Here is an 18,775-nt window from a genome sequence, read left to right on the forward strand (position 1 = left end):
GCTTCTTTCTATATTCGAAATATTCCATATTATATATATTTTTTTGGAAGCTGGCAATCTTTTTTAGCATTTTGTTTGTAAAGGAATGAACCTTTTTACGGAATATTTTCATAAACAAGCAAAAAGATTAGGGATTATTCCTAATCTTTTTGCTTGTTTATTGCGCCAAACGTTCATACATTATTTCATTTCCAACAATCGTTTTTGTTACTGTTATTTTCTCAATTTCCTGTGGATTTATTGTAAAAATATCTTTGTTTAATATGGTAAAATCCGCTAGATATCCTTTTTCGATTTTTCCACGGTTATCTTCATGGCAAATAGCATAGGCACTTCCTTTCGTATACAGGCAAACAGCTTCATAAACTGTCAATGCCTCTTCTGGAAGATATCCTACTCCCCGTTTATCCTCATCGTTAGATCTTGTTACAGCCGCTTGAATTCCTGCTAAAGGATTCGCACTTTCAATCGGAGCATCTGAGCCTCCTGCACAATGCAGCCCTTCTTTTAATAGTGTTTTCCAGGCATAACAATAAGCAAGATTTTCCTTTCCAAGTCTATCTATTACCCATGGAAAATCAGAAGCTACAAAGCTTGGCTGGATATCTAATATTAAAGGTAATCCTCTCATCCGTTCGATTAAATCTTTACGTAGCATCGTTGCATGGATAAGACGATCTCTCCCAAAACCTTGCAATGGGTGTTTTTCAATCGCCTCTAACACCATTTCAAAAGCTGCATCTCCGATTGCATGGACTGCTATTGGAACTTCTTTTTCTCTTGCTTTCGCTACCAATCGATTTAACACTTCTTGGGTAAAAATACTTACTCCATTTGTGGAAGGATCATCATGATATGGTCTACTTAATAGTGCCGTTCTTCCACCAAAAGCACCATCAGCAAATATTTTCATACTACCAAGCTCAACCCACTCCGAACCTCCTAAATATTTTCCACCTGCTTGGATTATTTCTTCAAATACTTCATGATGAACAAGCAAATGAGCTCTAAAAAGATTCCCTTCTTCTTCTACTACTTTTTTAAAGGAACGGTATGTACCTTCATAGCCATGATAATAGTTTAAATCTTCTGTATGCGCTCCAGTAAGCCCTAAGCGATAAGCATCTTTAATCCCTGCTCGCAATGCTCTTTCTACATAATCATCTGTCACCTTAGGTAATATGCTTGTAATTAATTCTTGGGCTTGATCTTTAAAAACCCCTGTAAGATTGCCTGCTTCATCCTTTTCAATAACACCGCCAAATGGGACTGCTGTATCATTTGTAATATTGGCAATTTTTAAAGCATAAGCGTTCACTGCGATTGCATGCTTGCATATTCGATTTAACAGAACTGGATGATTTGGCACATACTCATCGATATCCTTAAAAGTTAGCGCCTGTTGCTCTGGCCACATGTTTTCATTCCAGCCATCACCAATAATCCATTCTCCTTCTTTTATGTCCTTCGCATAACTAGCCAGCAATTTCAAAGCTTGCTCTTTAGATGTACACGTTGATAAATTTAACCTTAAAAGTTTTTCCCCGTGACCAACTAAATGCATGTGACTATCTACAAACCCTGGCAAAAGGATATCACCTTTTAAATCTATTTTTTCTACGATACTTCCTGCAAATTTTTCTTCCAAGTAGTTTTTATCTCCATAATCGACAATATGCTGCTTGTCCGTAAAAACAGCTTCTACTACATGCCCTTCCTCTTTAAGCGTATATATTTTCCCACCATAAATAAGTTTCCCCATCAGATCCTCCTGTTATTTACTTTTCATAAAAGAGGCTGGGACATAAGTATTCCAGCCAAGGATAATTCCGAACAATTATACGAAGATGCTAATGAATGTTCCGTATAATTGTTCGGGCTTTTATTTGTTTTTCAAAGGATGTTTCCATGAAGTTTGGTGCGATTCCCCGCAGCCGGAATACACTTCGCTTTCCATGGGGCTCGCGCTGAGCCGCTTCGGCCTGTGGCCTGCAGGGTCTCAGACTGTCTCGCTAATCCCATAGGAGTCTTCGTGTATTCCGGCTGCTCTGTTTTTCCAACTAATTATATTTCCTCTTGTAAAAAGTATGCGAAAGCAGCCGCTATTTACTAGCTATATTAGAAATTGTTCGTCTTTACAGAGTATCTATTTAGTTATGTCCCATCCTCTTTTAAATAGACGATCCTATTAGCTGAATGCGTCATTTTCTTCTTTAATACTTATTTTTCTGCTCATTTTCCCGTAATTCAACTCTTCTAATTTTACCTGAAGTTGTTTTCGGCAATTCATCCATAAATTCTATCTTGCGAGGATACTTATAAGGGGCTGTTAATTTTTTCACATGAGATTGCAGCTCTTTGATTAATTCTTCGCTTCCTTCCATTCCATCTCGAAGAACAACAAAAGCTTTCACAACATTTCCTCTGATCGAATCTGGACTTGCTACTACTGCACATTCTTTAACCGCTCTATGCTTAACTAAAGCATCCTCCACTTCAAATGGTCCAATTGTATAACCAGAACTGATAATGATATCATCTCTTCGACCTTCGAACCAAAAATAGCCATCTTTATCTTTTCTCGCACGGTCACCAGTGATGTAATAATCACCGCGAAATTGATTTTTCGTTCTCTCTGGTTCTTTTAAATACTCTTTAAATAATGCAGGTGTATCTTTATGTACAGCGATATCACCAACCTCATCTATAGGACATATTTCACCATCTTCATTGATAATTTCTACAATATTTCCTGGTGTTGGTTTCCCCATCGACCCAGGTCGTAATTCAACACCTTTTGTTATCCCAATTAGCAATGTATTTTCTGTTTGTCCATATCCATCACGTACATCTAGCTGGAAATGTTCTTTAAATACATCAATTACTTCTCTGTTTAATGGTTCTCCAGCGGAAACAGCACTTCGTAGTTGATTTAATTGATACTTATGAATATCTTCCACTTTCGCCATCAAACGATACTCAGTTGGTGTACAACAAAAAACATTTACTTCGTATTTCTCCAGAAGCTGCAAATATTTTTCTGGGTTAAATCTACCATGATAAACAAGTCCAATCGCTCCAGATCCTAATACTGATAATAAAGGACTCCAAACCCATTTCTGCCATCCAGGTCCTGCAGTTGCCCACACTAAGTCTCCCTCTTCAATACAGAGCCAATTAGGCGCAGCCGTTCTTAGATGAGCATATGCCCACCCATGTGTATGTACAACCCCTTTAGGATTACCGGTTGTTCCGGATGTGTATGAAATAAATGCTGTGTCTGTCTTAAGTGTATGAACGAGCTCAAGCTCATCGGAAACATCATGTACTCGCTCATCTAAAGTCATCCAGCCTTCTTTTCCTTCTCCTAGCACAAAACGTTTAATCGTATGTATTTCTTCCACTAGTTCTAATTCACCTATGAATGGATAATAACTAACAACTGCTTTTACGTCTCCGTGCTTGATGCGATATTGTAAGTCTTTCGCACGAAGCATTTCTGAACTAGGTAGAACGGTTAACCCTAGTTTTAATGCAGCTAAATATACTTGATAAGCTTCCATTATTCTTGGAACAATGACAAGGACGACATCCCCTTTTTGTAAGCCCTCTTCTTTAAATACATTTCCTATTCTATTTGCTGATTTCATTAAGGAGGAATAGGTAACTTCTTTTGTTTCGCCTTCTTCATTCTCCCATTTCAATGCAAGTCTATCTGGATTTTGGGCAAATTTTTCAATCTCCGAAACAAAGTTATATTGTTCTGGAGCTATTAAATCTTCCGTACTCATAAATATTTTCCTCCTGATTCTAATTGTAAATACTTAACCCATTATACTACCCTACCTGTATTTTTTAAATTATTTAAATTTCAAACCTTCAATGAAATTAATGTATTTTTCTGAATTTTTTCAAAAAACTCTTTTCTTCTACCAGATAAACAGTTTTGAAGCATCATTCCTCTGAAAACTGCACTTCCTTTTGATGAGTAAAATTATTTTGCCAATAAAAAAGCCGTAAGAAAAGAGCAAGGCATGATGCCTTGCTCTTTGTAGCCATTGTATTAAATTATTTAGAGAAACCGCCGCCTAATTGTTGCTCAGCCATTTGTACTAAACGTTTAGTGATTTCACCACCAACAGATCCGTTAGCACGAGAAGTTGTTTCAGCACCTAAGCTTACACCAAACTCAGTAGCAATTTCATATTTCATTTGGTCTAAAGCTTGAGAAACACCAGGAACCACTAATTGATTTGAATTGTTTGCCATGTGTATCACCTCCTTGTGATAATAGAATGTGTAATACACCTGGCATTCATTCGTTTAAATTACTGGTAATTGTTCACAATAAATTTGGAAATTAATGTTATTACCATATCTTCTAGTTTTTACCGAGTTATCCCCACTTAAAATTAGTATTAGAAAAGAGAATCTGTTTCTGTGTTAATCTTTTTCTCTTCTCTTTTTAGGATTATCGTTTCCACCTTATTAACAGCTTCTTCAATCAATGGCTCAAAATCAGTAAAGCTTTCATAATACTGCACTTTTTCTTTTTTAGGTTTCGTTTTAGGAGAAGATGGTACAAATACTGTACAGCAATCCTCATATGGGCGAATCGAAATATCATGTGTATCGATTTTCTTTGCCCATTCAATTATTTCTGTTTTATCTGACGTAATTAATGGTCTCAATATTGGTGTATTTGTCACATCATTGATCGCATACATACTTTCTAACGTTTGGCTTGCAACTTGCCCTAAGCTTTCTCCCGTTATAATCGCAAGTGCTTCTTGTCTTCTGCGAATTTCATCTGTAATTCTTAACATCATTCTTCTAGTTGCCGTCATTGTATAATTTTCTGGAATTTGTTTATGAATCAACTGTTGAATAGTAGTAAATGGAACAATATGCAATACGAAATGACCATTAAAATGAGCAAGCTTTTCCGAAATATCAATTACCTTTTGTTTTGCTCTTTCGCTAGTAAACGGAGGACTAAAGAAATGAACGCCCTCTACTTCTAGGCCTCTTTTCATGGATAAATAACCCGCTACAGGGCTGTCTAACCCTCCTGATAACATAAGCATTGCTTTCCCGCTTGTGCCTGAAGGCAATCCACCTGCCCCTGCAATATTTTCACACGAAAGATAAATCGCTTCTTGTCTAACTTCAATTTGTACATTAATATCAGGATTTTTAACATCCACTTTTAAACCAGGGATATTTTTTAATAAATGGCCACCAATAGCTTGATTAATATCATTTGTATCAAGTTCGAACTCTTTATCAGCACGTCTAGCACTTATTTTAAAAGTACATCCGTCATTATATAAAGAAGCAACTATATCCAAAGCAGCTGCTTTTATTATTTCAATATCTCTTTCTAACTTGATTGCGGGGCTAAAAGATTGAATTCCAAAAATACTTTTAAGAACTTTGGAAATCTCCTCAGCACTTTCCCCATTCAATAATACATACATTCTTTCCCTTTTGGCTTCAATCGCCACATTCGGAAAACCATCTAAAGACTTTACAATTGTTTGCTTCAATTTATCTACAAATTGTTTTCTGTTTCTTCCTTTTGTAGATAGCTCTCCATAACGTATTAAAATACGATCATATTTCACTTCATTACACCTCTCAACCATTCCTTGATGTCTTTTATTGCAGCAATTACTTTTTCCATTTCTGTCATTGTATTTTCATAAGATAGACTAATTCTAAAAGAGCTTTCCGCAATTTGTTCTGGTACACCAATTCCTAATAATGTTTTACTAACTTTATTTGTTTTGGAAGAACATGCACTCGTAGTAGAAATATAAATCCCACGTTCCTCTAAAGCATGAACAAATACCTCTGCTTTTACCCCTTCGATGGAAAAATTAAGAATATGTGGAACACTTTTTTCTAGAGCTGGAGAATGGATAGAGATGCCTTTCATTCTAGCTAGTTGCTCACGCAAATAAAGATTCATCTGTGTCAGAATAGACATTTTGTCCTTTTCATTTTGGAGCTGCATACGTAATGCTTTGGCAGTTGCTACAGCACCAGCTACATTCTCTGTTCCACTTCGGAAAGCATTCTCCTGCCCTCCACCTGCTAATAATGGTTCCATTCTTTTTCCTTCTTTTATATATAAAACTCCATTCCCTTTTAGCCCATGAAATTTATGGGCCGAGATGGTATAAGCATCCACATTAGCCTTCTTTAATGAAATAGCTTGTTTCCCAATTCCTTGGACACCATCTACATGAAAATATATATTAGGATAATAATTAGATAAAATTTTTCCTATTTCCTCAATTGGTTGAATCGAACCTATTTCATTGTTCACATGCATTACAGAAACTAAGATTGTTTCTTTGCGAATATGTTTGATTATATCTTCGGCGGATACTTGTCCAAATTCATTGACAGGTACATAGGAGATAGAGAAACCATCTTCTTCTAATTGTTCCATTACCTTATGAATAGAATCATGTTCAACGGTTGTTGTTATAATATGATTTCCTCTTCCCTTATACGTACGAGCAATCCCTTTTAACACAGTATTATTTCCTTCCGTTCCTCCTGAGGTGAAATAAATTTCATTACTTTTTACGCCTAAGAGTCCAGCAATTTGCTCTCTTGCTTGTATTAGCAATTTCTCTGCTTCCATACCGATTCGATGGATGGAGGAGGGGTTTCCAAAGAACTTTTGAGATACGGTTGTATATGATGTAAGAACCTCTGAAAAAGGCCTTGTTGTTGCGCTATTGTCTAAATATATCATTACTTCGGAAGTTCCTTTCCATAATCTGCATAATAGGTAGTAAGACCCACTAATGAAAGTTTTCCTTTATTATGCTACCATATGTTAAAACTTTTGCAAATATAAGTACAAGTAGTAAAGAAAACTTCCATCGGTGAGGAGGTTTTCTCATTCCCACTGATGGTTAGTTGTACATCTCAGATTTTTATAAGAGAGTTTCAATACCTAGTTCCCTGATTTTCTGCTACTTAAGGTGACAGTATTACTATCCGTTAAGAATGGAATAAAAAGATGCGGCTTTTATTTTCTTCCTGTTTTTCTTCCATAGAAATTTCCGCCGTTCCATGAAAAAAGTCTGAGTTAATATTCCTCAGACTTTTTCTGGACATTATCGAATTAGCTGGATGTCATTAACTTTGATTTTCTTTCCATTCATTCGACCAAGCTTCGATTTTATTGGTGCTTCCTGGTTCAATTTCTTCTATTGTTGCTGCTGCATATTGCAGAGCCTCTTTATAGCGATAGTTTCTAAAATGTGCTTCAGCTTCTAGTAAGCCTTGGTGGACTTTTTGAGATTTGCGACGGTATCTGTTTCCATATTGAATTATTCTCTCTGCTAAATAAACAGTTTCAACTAATTCAATTGTTGCATTCACTAATACTTTCACTTTTTCTTCTGTTAAATCTATAATCCTCTTCACTTCAACCATATTTAATGGCGTGCGTTCTAACATTCTTTTTACTTCATCGATACTTTCTTTCGCTTCATGCACTAGTTCATTGTACTCATCTGTAACACCTGGTAAATTGCTATTCGTCACTCTTCTAACAGCATCCGCCACTTGTTTACTTAATTCGCTCAAACGATTATGTGCAGATACTTCATCTTTACGAAGAGCATGGAGCTTTTCAAATAAGGCTTTTTGTTCTAAAGATGCATTTTCTAGCTGTTCCTTCAATTCCTTTAGCTCTTCCCCTAATAAAGTGTGTGCAGCTGATTCCTTCATTAACTTATGCTCTAATACTTCATATTGCTTGAAAAGGAAATTTAATCTCTTCTCCAGCTTAAATTGAAGCTCAATATCTTCATTATCTAGATTATAGTTCTTTTGCAATAATCCAACTTCCACTTGTAGCTGCGCATTTCCTTGTTGAACATCTTCTAGGATATCCTTTGTTGCCATCATATTATTGCTGCAATAATTTTTTGCAAGCACTTCTTTCTCTAATAAATCATAAAGTAAATCAAGTTTCTCCTGAATTTCAGAAATAACTTTCTCTACTACCTCCACATTTCCTTCTTTTATTTCATTTTCTGTTGAAGCAAGCTCATTTGTTAAATTTTCTATCTCTTCTTCCATTTGTAAATGTTCTAAAATGTATCCCTGCTCGATCATGTCAACATAGCCATCTTTCAACTCATCCAGCTGCTCTGGTAATTTCGTCTGACATTCAATTAGTAATGGAGGAATCTTCTCAATAAGATAAGTAATGGTTGTTAAACGATCCTGGATTTTATAGACAATTTCTCTTGCTTCTAAATAATCTCCATTATTTGTTTTTTCATCATAAGCAATAAATAATTCCGATGTTTCATGAAGCATCGTTTCAATCTTTTTCTCCGTATCGCCAAAAGTATGGCGATGAGCTAAAAGATTTTTTTTGCTTAGTCGATAGGATTCTTTCAGGTCTTCAATTTCCGTTCGGTTTTTTTCTTCACTACCTACAAGGTTATTAAGTTCCTCTAAGATTGTATCGATCCTTTTATCTACACTTTCCATTTTCATGCGAATCGTATCTTGTGTCTTTTTCGCTTTTGGAAAGTTATATTTATCAATATAACTCTCTGTATCAAAAAGAAGTTCTTCAATATCTGGTAACTCAGTTGTAACTATATCGTCCCATTCTTTTCTCCATCGTTCAAACAACTCTTCGGTTTGCCCAATCATATTCAATTGTTTAACCTTTGTGAGTTCTTCCAAAACTGGACGATTCATCATGTTTATTTTCCAATTTTCTAATTCATCGACACCATTATAATATTTTCTTTTAATAAAATATCCCGCTACGAATAAGCAAATAGCAATGCCTATTCCTCCAATTATGTAATTCATTTGAAGCCCCCTGTTCATACACCGGCCATAATTCCGTATCTATTTTAACTAAATTTTATCTAATATCAAGGCAGTAATCCATCATTAAATAACAACAGACTAACTGTCATAAAAAACTCAATCGAGTTCAACAAATCTATCCAATAATGCACGAGTTAAAACGATGATAGATGTCTCTTTTTAAGTAGGTTCCATTCTTTGTATTTATGATAACATGTAAACGACAATTTTTGACTATTATTTTATGTTTTTTTCATAATTTCGTCTACTTTTTTCATCGTTCGATAGATATCTTAATTATATAAGTATTTTTCATAAAAAACACGTATGGACTACTTCTTTATTAATCTTCCTGCTATATTAGGTATAATATTGATAAAAGAATGAATGGAAAGGGTGTTATTACAATGAAAAAGGACGGGCACATCCATACACCATATTGTCCCCATGGAACGAAGGATTCTCTTACGCAATATGCAGAACAAGCCATTGCTCTCGGTTTCACGGAAATGACATTTACTGAGCATGCTCCCTTGCCAAAAGGATTTATCGATACAACACCAACACAAGACAGTAGCATAACGCTGGAAGTTTTACCTTTTTATTTAGAGGACGTGCAAAGGATAAAAAAAGAGTACGAAAAGAGAATCAAGATAAACGTAGGATTAGAAATAGATTATATAGAAGGATTTGAGCTAGAAATAAAAAATTTTCTAGCTGAATGGGGTCACTTTTTAGATGACAGTATTCTAAGTGTACACTTTTTGAAGAATCCAATGTCCACTCACTATGATTGCGTTGATTATAGCCCTGAATATTTTGGAAAAATGGTCGAACAATACGGAGGAGTTTCAAAAATATATGATTGCTATTATCAAACACTTTTAAAATCGATTAAAGCAGATTTAGGACCAGCCAAGCCAAAACGAATCGGTCATATGACACTTATACGTAAGTTCCACCATATGTACCCTTTGGAGCAAAACTTCCAAACAGTACTTTTCGCCATATTGGAAGAAGTGAAAAATCAAGGATATGAACTAGATTATAATGGAGCAGGTGTCAATAAACCATATTGTAAAGAACCATATCCACCTAACTGGATTGTTGAAGAAGCGGTAAAACGCAATATTCCATTGATTTATGGTTCAGATGCTCATCAAGCTCAAGATTTAGGACAGGGCTGGAACGTCATGTTATGGAATGATCGATAATTCTTTCTCAGTTAAACAAACGATATCATGAATCCACCGATGAATCTCTTCTAGGTATTTTCTTTTGAAGTAGTCTTCATGTAAGAAAACATGGAGAACTTCCGTCACATAGTAAGAATGAATAAAAGGCATGGAGAGTAACCCTTTTAATTGAATAATGCTATAGGATATAGACTGTTTTCTAAATTCTTTGCTCTCTATTCCTTTTTCAAAAATTTGCGTAAAGATGTATCTTTCTTTTACATAATAGGTGGACATTATTTCTCTTACAACCTGTGAATCAATCGAAACCTCTCGCAAAACAAATCTTGTTAGTTGAGGATTTTTACATTGATAGGTAATAATACTGTCGACCATTCTTTTTAATTTTTCGGTTGGACTACCAGTTTGCAAGAATACCTCTTCTAACAGCTCTAAATAAGTTTCAAAAAAGTTCATATAGCAATATTCTAACAACCCCTGTTTTCCATTAAAGTAATAAGATATATTTGCTGTGTTTACCTTTGCCAATCCAGCTATATCCCTAATAGAAGTTCCATGATAGCCCTTCCGATTAAATAAGGAAATGGCTGCTTCTACAATAGCGTCCCTTGTTGAAATTTCTTTCATTTCGCCTTACCTCTTTTCTGTTGCGATTCCTTAAAAAGTATGGTTGAATTATTAAAAACTTCTATTATTTAGAAAGACTGTTTTTTGCAAATAAATCTTTTGGTTTTCACAATCTATTTTTTAGGCTGTTTTCGTAAAGTTTGTTGCTGTTACCCGCAGCTTGAATAGACTTTTCGCTTTCCGTGGGGAGAGCGGTGAGCTTGCGGAGTCTCACCTGTCTCGCTAATCCCCGTGGCGTCTACATGTATTCAGGCTGCTTAGCTTTTTCCAAATAATTAATTTTTCTATTGAAAAAACAACAAACAGCCATTTTTAAAAGAATGTAAAAATAACATTTCACCTATGATTACACTTCTTTATCAAGATGGAGAATCCTCTAAAAGATTTCCGACAAAGTACTAACTTCTTCTGTATTTATCGTCAAAAAACAACATAAAAAACGAGAAAGAATGGTGATATACATGTTTAACGTCGAAACATATAATGGTAACCGCGAGGAACAATATCAATTAGTGATAAAACAATTAAATGCTTTATTAGCAGGAGAATCTAATGCAATAGCAAACCTTTCTAATGCGTCTGCACTCTTAAATCAATTTTTAAACCAAATCAATTGGGTGGGCTTTTATCTTGTGGAGGACAACGAGCTTGTTCTTGGTCCATTCCAAGGATTACCAGCTTGTGTCCGCATTCCTTTTGGAAAAGGTGTTTGTGGTACAGCTGCCCTTAATAAAGAAACGGTAAGAGTAGAGGACGTTCATCAATTCCCTGGCCATATTGCTTGTGATGCAGCTTCTCAATCAGAAATCGTTATCCCATTATTAAAAGAAGACGGCACTATAATGGGAGTCCTTGATATCGACTCTCCAGAAAAGAATCGATTTGACGAACTAGATCAAACCTATTTAGAACAATTTGTAAGTTCATTAATGAAGTTTTTATAATAAGCTAGCAAGAACTGCCCTTAGCACGCTTGCAGTTAAAATGGTTTGTCATCATACGCAAGACTTCCCTTAATTTGAGGTCTTACTGCCCATTAAAAGTGAGATAAAAAAGGTGTTCTACCTTTCTCCAAAAGAGAAGTAGAACACCTTTTTATTCACTTACAAGAAGTGTATTTTGAATAATAACCTTGTCTTTCCCTGTTTCTTTCGCTATATATAGCGCTTTGTCTGCACGCTTAAAAAGTGTATTATACGTATCCTCACTTAGCTTATTCCAATAAGAAACTCCACATGATATGGTTACAGATGGTCTAGAATTTTCCCTTACCTTTTTTACTAAACGTTCAGCAATCGTTACACCTAAAGAAAGAGGCACTTTTGGTAGGTAAATTGCTAGCTCTTCTCCACCCCATCTTGAACCAACATCTGAACTACGAATATTATCTTTAATAATATTTGCAACTTGAATGATGATATCATCACCAATTTGATGACCATATGTATCATTTATCAATTTAAAATCATCAATATCGATTAGAATAAACGTACCTTCCTTATCTTCCATTAAAGATCGCTGAATTTTCTCATCCAAGTAACTTCTTGAATATAGCTTTGTTAAGTGATCTGTAACGACCATTTTTTCCAATTCCTCTCGTAATAAAGAATTGGTTAAAGCAAGGGTAGAATGATGAATCAATGATTGTAAAAGTTTAAATGTATCAAACGAAAAATGATAGGCATCTGGATGCATTACGATAGCAAATCCTTTTAATATGCCTGTTTGCATCATTGGTACAGCCATTATAGATTTATACTGTGTACCTTCTAGCTGCATACTGAAATCTCCTAAAAACAGGGAGTCTTTCTCTATTTGTATTTTCTCTTTGAAATAATCAATGTATTGACGTGATTCATGCTCAAAGAAGAAAGAAGAACTTCCTAGAAGTACTGTTGTGGAATTATTTTCAAGAGAAAATAGGATAAATCCCACTTCTTTTGCATCAAAGCTGGCGGATATTCTTTCACAAATATAGGTCATCATTTCATTTAAACGCAAATTGGAATTTAATTGGTGTGACGCCTCATTAATTAATTGTAAATCAGCAACTAATTTTTTGGATTGTTGATACAACTGAGCATTTTCCAAAGCCCCTCCTGCTGTATTAGCCAATAGAGAAATAAATTCCACTTCGTTTTTTGGAAACGAGATAACACCTGGGACAATAATTTGCAAGACACCATATACACCTTGTTTTCCTTTCAAAGGTGCATAGATGACCGAATTTTTGTCTTCTTTTAAGTTTTCAAATTGTAATTTCGCCGTAACATACGCTTCCATCGCAGCCATGTTTTCACTATCATATTCTAAGTCTTTTACTGGTAAATCCATCGGACTATTATTGTCATGTGAAAGTAACAAGTAATAATGATACGATGGATATACTTCTTTTAACGTGAAAATAACTTCTCTTAGCACGTCTTCCATCATCATGGACGAATGAAACTTTTCTGTTACTTTAAATAATTGCTTATATTTCTTTTTGTCTTTCGTAATGTCCACCATTTTTTGCATATTTCTAAAAAATATTCCGACTTCTTTCCCTACATCATCAAATAAAGAATTTTCTTCGATTGGATTGTCCCATAATTTCTTCTGAATCTTAATCGCTAAAATATGGTCAACTTTTTCTTTTTCCTTTCCTTTTAGGGCTAACATCATATAATCATGTACTGAATCATCCTTAATAGGTGACCGACAGAATTTATGTTCGCATGCCAATGAGACATCTTCCATTAAGCTAATAGTCTTCCCTATACGATCTTTTTTTTCGGTGGATGATACAATCGTCCAACTGACATCCCATTCTTCACTGGTATAGAGCGTAACTTCAGCTGCGTCAAATACTTCTTGGATTGCTTTAAGTGCTTCGTGGATAATTATGTCATAATTCTCATTTATCAAATTCGTGTCATATAATTCAAAAAACCGACTTTTTAATATTAATATTTTTTGGTGGCCAAGGAAGTCCATGTATTTATCACCTAATTCACCTAACTATTCATTCTTTGATTTATTAAATCATATTTCTAAATATTAATACGCTAAGAATTTATAATAGATTAAAATAAATCGAAATATCTAATATCCATCCAGTTACGAATCATTTTATTTGACTATTATCGTATTGTTTCGTTATTTTAATACCTTTTTTGCCAATCTCAAAAGTATGTTGCTTTTAAAGCATCCAAAAACAACAGACTTTAAGAAATAACCACATAATAAGATTAACGGGAAATTTTTTCTTTGAGGACATAAAACTAATGATGCTAATTACCAGCCTTAAAAACAGTTCTAAATACTTATCTGTTTACCAATGCAAACAGGAGGAATTCCACTCTTATAGCTCTTATATTGCCATGTAATAGACTTAAACATACTATGTAAAATGTAAAAGGATTAAGCGATTTCTGGAAATTACAACCTAATAATATAGTTAAATTATACTAATTATATCATATTGGCAATAAATAGGTAGATAAAAATTATTTTTGTATTCTGTTAAAAATCCCTGCTTTTCTAAAGAAAATAATTCTGCGATTTCTATCATTCGAAATAATAATAAATACTACTTGACTTTCCACCTATAAAAATCATATAATATTCTTTGTGTAAAATAGCGCAGCATATGTAAACACTTTTTGTCTTATTTTGTTCCTCAAACTATGATTTGATGGTGTATTGTGTAACCCTTGGCTGCTAGGGCGAAGGTACATGAAGACAAAATAAACAAGAAGACATGTTACATCTGTTTTTATTTTACCAAATAAAAACATGAAGGAGGAGTCAATTATGGCTCGTTATACAGGTCCAAGCTGGAAACTTTCTCGTCGTCTTGGTATTTCTTTAAGTGGTACAGGTAAGGAGTTAGACAAACGCCCTTACGCTCCAGGACAACATGGTCCAAACCAACGTAAAAAATTATCAGAATACGGATTACAATTACAAGAAAAACAAAAACTTCGTCACATGTACGGTGTGAACGAACGTCAATTCCGTAATCTTTTTGATATCGCAGGCAAAATGACTGGTAAGCATGGTGAAAACTTCATGATCTTATTAGAAACTCGCCTAGATAACGTTGTTTACCGTTTAGGTTTAGCTCGTACTCGTCGTCAAGCACGTCAGTTAGTTAACCACGGTCATATCTTAGTTGATGGCAAACGCGTTGATATCCCATCATACCGCGTTAAGGCTGGTCAAACAATCACTTTACGTGAAAAATCTCGCAACCTTGAAGTTGTTAAAGAAGCAGTAGAAGTAAATAACTTCGTACCTGATTTCTTAACTTTCGATGCAGATAAATTAGAAGGTACATTCACTCGTTTACCAGAACGTTCTGAATTACCAGCTGAAATTAACGAAGCTCTTATCGTTGAGTTCTACTCTCGTTAATACCTTTGCTTTGCGAAGCACAATGTTAAAAGCCTTAGAAACCTTGTTAAATCAAGATTTCAAGGCTTTTTTCTTTTTATTCACTAACCGACCGGCGTATTAAATATTAAATATGAATGAAATTGGGGCTGTGATTTCAGCGCGTGTATACAAGTAGAATTTTTGAATAAGAGATATTACTTTCCGCTCCAAGAGTTAAAATTACTATCGTTAGCGTTTATTTTCTTCGCTATGACGGACAATCTCGTCAACGACGTGCTCGATCGGTGCGGTGGCATCGATTATAATTCCATTTTTCGGAATGTCTTCTTTCGTTTGGTGTAATCGCACAATGCGTTCCCTTTCTGATTTCTTTCCGCCCCACTCATTTTCCGGTCGCCCATCAAGCCGCTCGTTCAATGTGGTAAGGTTCACCTCGAGGACAAAGACGCTATCAAATAGATTTATAAATTTCGGAAAGTTCCTAGAACCACCGCAGAAAAATGTTACCTCCTCATCCTGGTTGGCAACCAAAGCTTTTACTTTATCTACACGCCAAATGTGGTGCTCATGCGTGCCACTATCCGTCGGTGTACCAGTTTCCGGATCACCTTGATAAGCCAATTCACGGTCACCATGAATGGCATGGTAGCCGCGCCTCTGCAATTCATTACAAACCGATGTTTTGCCCGTGCAGGAAACTCCTTCAATCAGATAATTTCTAATGCCCATGGCTATCCCCTCCATTCAGTGGATAAGCATTGTAAGCTATGCTTATCAGCGTTTATCCTTGAAATGTAATAACCGTTGGTGCAAAAAAATACGATGGCTTCACATTCACCATTTTTCATATAGACCTTAAAAGTTTGCAATCGCTTAAATTTTAACATTTCTTGTTGTTCTTGTTCAATCTGGACTGCCCCTTTATTTACAAAAAGAAACCTAAATAAAAAGCATTAATTCTTCTTGGATTAACGCTCAATTCCTTGGTTTCAAAAAGCCCTGGATTCCGCAAAGAACCAGAGCTTTTTTATTATTCCGCTATTTGAATTTAATGTCTTCTTTCAACTAAAAGTCGCTTTCTTCTCCCAAGGGAAACAGTAACTCCCCCCAATTAGCCTTTTCTTTCTTTTTCGGTTTTTTTACAATAATGTTATTTATATATAAGCCTTCTTCATAAAAAAAAGTTGCTACTTGTACTTGATGGAAGAATGGAAAGAACAAATCTTTTATTTTCATCTCTATGTCTCTAGTATATTTAATATTTGGTAGGCTTATTTGAATAACCGTTTTTTCCCGTTTTTGTTCATATACAAGCCAGTATTCATGAACGACCTGATAAATTATCTTTTGTAATTCCAATTCGTTTTTTACCTTAGTTTCTCCACTAGAAAGACCCACTCTATCTCCAAATGCTTTTTGATTCTTGGATAACTCTATTATTCCATCTTTTTTTTGCCCGACACTCCATTCAGGCGAAACAAGATCACCAGTCAAGATTGTTGGAAAGCAATCCATACGATCCTCAACTTTCATTTGTTGATTTAAATAGTTAATAATCGTAAGATAAGCTGATTGATTTTCACATTTATTTACCTGCATTAAGATTTGTTCATATATATTCTGGCGTAAATTAATTAAAGTAATAACATTATTTTTCCATTTTACTTTATCAAAAAGCATTTGAAATTCAGGTATCACATAACTGCTTTCAAAACGGCTTAAAGGATATTGAAAGGCGATAGAGTAATGTTCCTTTTCAAAATACTTCATCAGAAACATTCTCATCACAATATACTCTAAAAAAGGAGACGGTATATTTAAGACTTCACTGTTTAATTTCATTGATTTCACAGGAAAAGTAAGTCTATTCTACATCTTCCCGCTTCCCCCTCCTCCAATTAATTGTTTATGGATATAAGTATAAAGCATTTTATCCGATAAACAGATTACAATTGGAAAAAAATATATCTTTTTCACATTTTAGACAATATTTTGTAACAAAATGTTGCCATTCGAAAAAAAAGAGTTTTCAGAGGTAGTTTCTTATTTCAATTATCAATAACTTTAAGCTTTTTCCCACGGAAATTAAACTATCTTTACTAGCTAAATAAAACACACCCTAAAAGTTATCCTTTCAGGGCGTTTTCCCTTAAAACTTTATTAAATAATATTTTTTCTTTCCACGTCTAATTACCGTAAATTGTTCTTCGATACGATCTTCTGCTGCAAGCACATAATCTAATTCCTGTTTACGTTCGCCATTGATGTAGACAGCGCCGTTTGTTATATCTTCACGCGCTTGTCTTTTAGAGGATACAATGCCAGCTGCAACAAGTAAATCAACAAGCAGAGCTTCCCCTTCTGTATGTTCATATGTCGGCACATCTTTAAAACCTTGTTTGATTTCTCCCGCAGTTAAATTTTTAATATCTCCACTAAAGAGTGCTGCCGTTATCTTTTGTGCCTGTTCAAGGGCAGCTTCCCCGTGAATTAATTTTGTCATTTCTTCTGCTAACGTTTTTTGTGCATTGCGTAAATGTGCTTCTTCTTGTACAGATTTTTCTAATCCCTCAATTTCTTCTTTCGAAAGGAAAGTAAAGAATTTTAAATACTTAATCACATCAGCATCTGCAGTGTTAATCCAAAATTGATAAAACTCATACGGTGTTGTTTTTTCAGGATCTAACCAAACCGCTCCGCTTTCTGTTTTACCGAATTTCGTACCGTCTGCTTTCGTTACAAGAGGAATTGTTAATCCATAAGCCTTTGCTCCTTCTTGCATATTCTTTCTGATTAATTCAAGTCCAGTCGTAATATTCCCCCATTGGTCACTACCACCAATTTGCAATTTACAATCATGATGCTCATATAAATGTAAAAAGTCTAACGCTTGTAAAATCGTATATGTGAATTCAGTAAAGGAAATTCCTGTTTCTAGGCGATTAGCAATCGTATCTTTTGCTAACATGTAGTTAACTCCAATATGTTTTCCGTAATCACGTAGGAATGTAACAATATCCATTTTTCCTGCCCAGTCATAGTTATTAACCATAACCGCACCATTTGTTCCATCAAAATCAAAGATTCTTTCTAATTGGGCTTGCAAGCATTTTACATTATGACCAATAATATCTAATGTTTGTAGTTTTCTTTCTTCGCTTTTTCCACTTGGATCTCCGATTAAACCAGTAGCTCCACCAACTAAGACAATCGGACGATGTCCAGCATTTTGAAAACGTCTCAACGTTAGAAAAGGCAATAAATGTCCAATATGCATACTATCAGCAGTCGGATCAACTCCACAGTATAAACTAGTCATTCCTTTTGCTAATTGTTCTTTTAGGCCTTCTTCATCTGTCTGTTGATAAATAATCCCTCTCCATTGCAGATCTTCTAGTAAATTCATTTATATTCCTCCATTAATTGAATTATTGTCCCTGTCATATTTTTCGCTATTGCCTAAAAATAAACGCAAAAAAATCCCTGCATTTAATGCAGGGACGCCAAATTAGCGCGGTACCACCCAAAACTTGAGAAAATAATATTCTCCACTTCATTTAGAATAACGGTTCATGCCGTTCACTGCTACTAATTAAAACAACTTTCCCAGTGAAAGCTCCAGGAGGTAATTCATCCTTTTATTTATACCATTTTCCACCGACCAATGGCTCTCTGTTCATAGTGATAAAAGAACTACTTCTTCCCTT

Annotated in this window: 14 protein-coding genes and 1 other annotated feature (1 of these 15 only partly in view); of the genes, 3 read left to right on the plus strand and 11 right to left on the minus strand. The window is 34.9% G+C overall.

Going from position 1 to position 18,775, the window contains the following annotated elements; all coding sequences use genetic code 11:
* Window positions 1-157: 157 nt before the first annotated feature.
* The 6 genes from HHU08_RS17710 to ezrA form a co-directional block, all read right to left on the minus strand.
* Entirely contained in the window at window positions 158-1,762 is a 1,605-nt protein-coding gene (locus HHU08_RS17710) for an amidohydrolase (RefSeq protein WP_169188972.1), read from the minus strand.
* A gap of 451 nt (window positions 1,763-2,213) precedes the next feature.
* The gene (gene mbcS / locus HHU08_RS17715) at window positions 2,214-3,791 is read right to left on the minus strand and encodes an acyl-CoA synthetase MbcS (protein ID WP_169188973.1); all 1,578 of its coding nucleotides are present in this window, start codon (window positions 3,789-3,791) and stop codon (window positions 2,214-2,216) included.
* A 277-nt stretch (window positions 3,792-4,068) separates the two neighbouring features.
* Entirely contained in the window at window positions 4,069-4,269 is a 201-nt protein-coding gene (locus HHU08_RS17720; protein WP_016202811.1) for an alpha/beta-type small acid-soluble spore protein, read from the minus strand.
* A 149-nt stretch (window positions 4,270-4,418) separates the two neighbouring features.
* The gene (gene thiI, locus HHU08_RS17725; protein WP_224427626.1) at window positions 4,419-5,627 is read right to left on the minus strand and encodes a tRNA uracil 4-sulfurtransferase ThiI; all 1,209 of its coding nucleotides are present in this window, start codon (window positions 5,625-5,627) and stop codon (window positions 4,419-4,421) included.
* The gene (locus HHU08_RS17730; protein ID WP_169188975.1) at window positions 5,624-6,772 is read right to left on the minus strand and encodes a cysteine desulfurase family protein; all 1,149 of its coding nucleotides are present in this window, start codon (window positions 6,770-6,772) and stop codon (window positions 5,624-5,626) included. Before HHU08_RS17730 ends, thiI begins: the two co-directional genes overlap by 4 nt.
* A gap of 389 nt (window positions 6,773-7,161) precedes the next feature.
* Window positions 7,162-8,865 carry a septation ring formation regulator EzrA gene (ezrA, locus tag HHU08_RS17735; protein ID WP_016202814.1) on the minus strand — a complete coding sequence of 568 codons (1,704 nt, stop codon included), beginning with the start codon at window positions 8,863-8,865 and terminating at the stop codon, window positions 7,162-7,164.
* A gap of 407 nt (window positions 8,866-9,272) precedes the next feature.
* On the opposite strand from ezrA, the gene hisJ reads away from it, so the two are divergent.
* Entirely contained in the window at window positions 9,273-10,079 is an 807-nt protein-coding gene (gene hisJ, locus HHU08_RS17740; RefSeq protein WP_101730633.1) for a histidinol-phosphatase HisJ, read from the plus strand.
* Here the strand turns inward: hisJ and refZ are convergent.
* Window positions 10,062-10,688, minus strand: coding sequence for a forespore capture DNA-binding protein RefZ (gene refZ / locus HHU08_RS17745; RefSeq protein WP_016202816.1), 627 nt, complete (start codon window positions 10,686-10,688; stop codon window positions 10,062-10,064). The two genes, hisJ and refZ, sit on opposite strands and share 18 nt — an antisense overlap.
* Before the next feature lie 461 nt (window positions 10,689-11,149).
* Here refZ and HHU08_RS17750 point away from each other — a divergent pair, with 461 nt between their 5' ends.
* Complete coding sequence (locus HHU08_RS17750) at window positions 11,150-11,632, plus strand: GAF domain-containing protein (protein WP_169188976.1); 483 nt, start codon at window positions 11,150-11,152, stop codon at window positions 11,630-11,632.
* Window positions 11,633-11,783: 151 nt separating this feature from the next.
* On the opposite strand, the gene HHU08_RS17755 is transcribed toward HHU08_RS17750, so the two are convergent.
* Window positions 11,784-13,664 carry a sensor domain-containing diguanylate cyclase gene (locus tag HHU08_RS17755; RefSeq protein WP_169188977.1) on the minus strand — a complete coding sequence of 627 codons (1,881 nt, stop codon included), beginning with the start codon at window positions 13,662-13,664 and terminating at the stop codon, window positions 11,784-11,786.
* 819 nt (window positions 13,665-14,483) lie between these two features.
* Between HHU08_RS17755 and rpsD the strand changes: the two genes are divergently transcribed.
* Window positions 14,484-15,086, plus strand: coding sequence for a 30S ribosomal protein S4 (gene rpsD, locus HHU08_RS17760; RefSeq protein WP_016202819.1), 603 nt, complete (start codon window positions 14,484-14,486; stop codon window positions 15,084-15,086).
* A gap of 210 nt (window positions 15,087-15,296) precedes the next feature.
* Here the strand turns inward: rpsD and HHU08_RS17765 are convergent, their stop codons facing one another.
* The 3 genes from HHU08_RS17765 to tyrS all read right to left on the minus strand — a co-directional run bounded on the left by HHU08_RS17765 (window position 15,297) and on the right by tyrS (window position 18,474).
* A complete protein-coding gene (locus tag HHU08_RS17765; protein WP_016202820.1) occupies window positions 15,297-15,797 on the minus strand; it encodes an AAA family ATPase in 501 nt (166 codons plus the stop codon).
* Between the two features lie 336 nt (window positions 15,798-16,133).
* A complete protein-coding gene (locus HHU08_RS17770) occupies window positions 16,134-16,838 on the minus strand; it encodes a hypothetical protein (RefSeq protein ID WP_016202821.1) in 705 nt (234 codons plus the stop codon).
* Between the two features lie 379 nt (window positions 16,839-17,217).
* Window positions 17,218-18,474, minus strand: coding sequence for a tyrosine--tRNA ligase (gene tyrS, locus HHU08_RS17775; protein WP_101730632.1), 1,257 nt, complete (start codon window positions 18,472-18,474; stop codon window positions 17,218-17,220).
* 87 nt (window positions 18,475-18,561) lie between these two features.
* Window positions 18,562-18,775 (minus strand) — a binding site (T-box leader) (it continues 12 nt past the right edge of the window).

This window comes from Niallia alba, from assembly GCF_012933555.1.
GTDB classification, from domain to species: Bacteria; Bacillota; Bacilli; order Bacillales; family Cytobacillaceae; genus Niallia; species Niallia alba.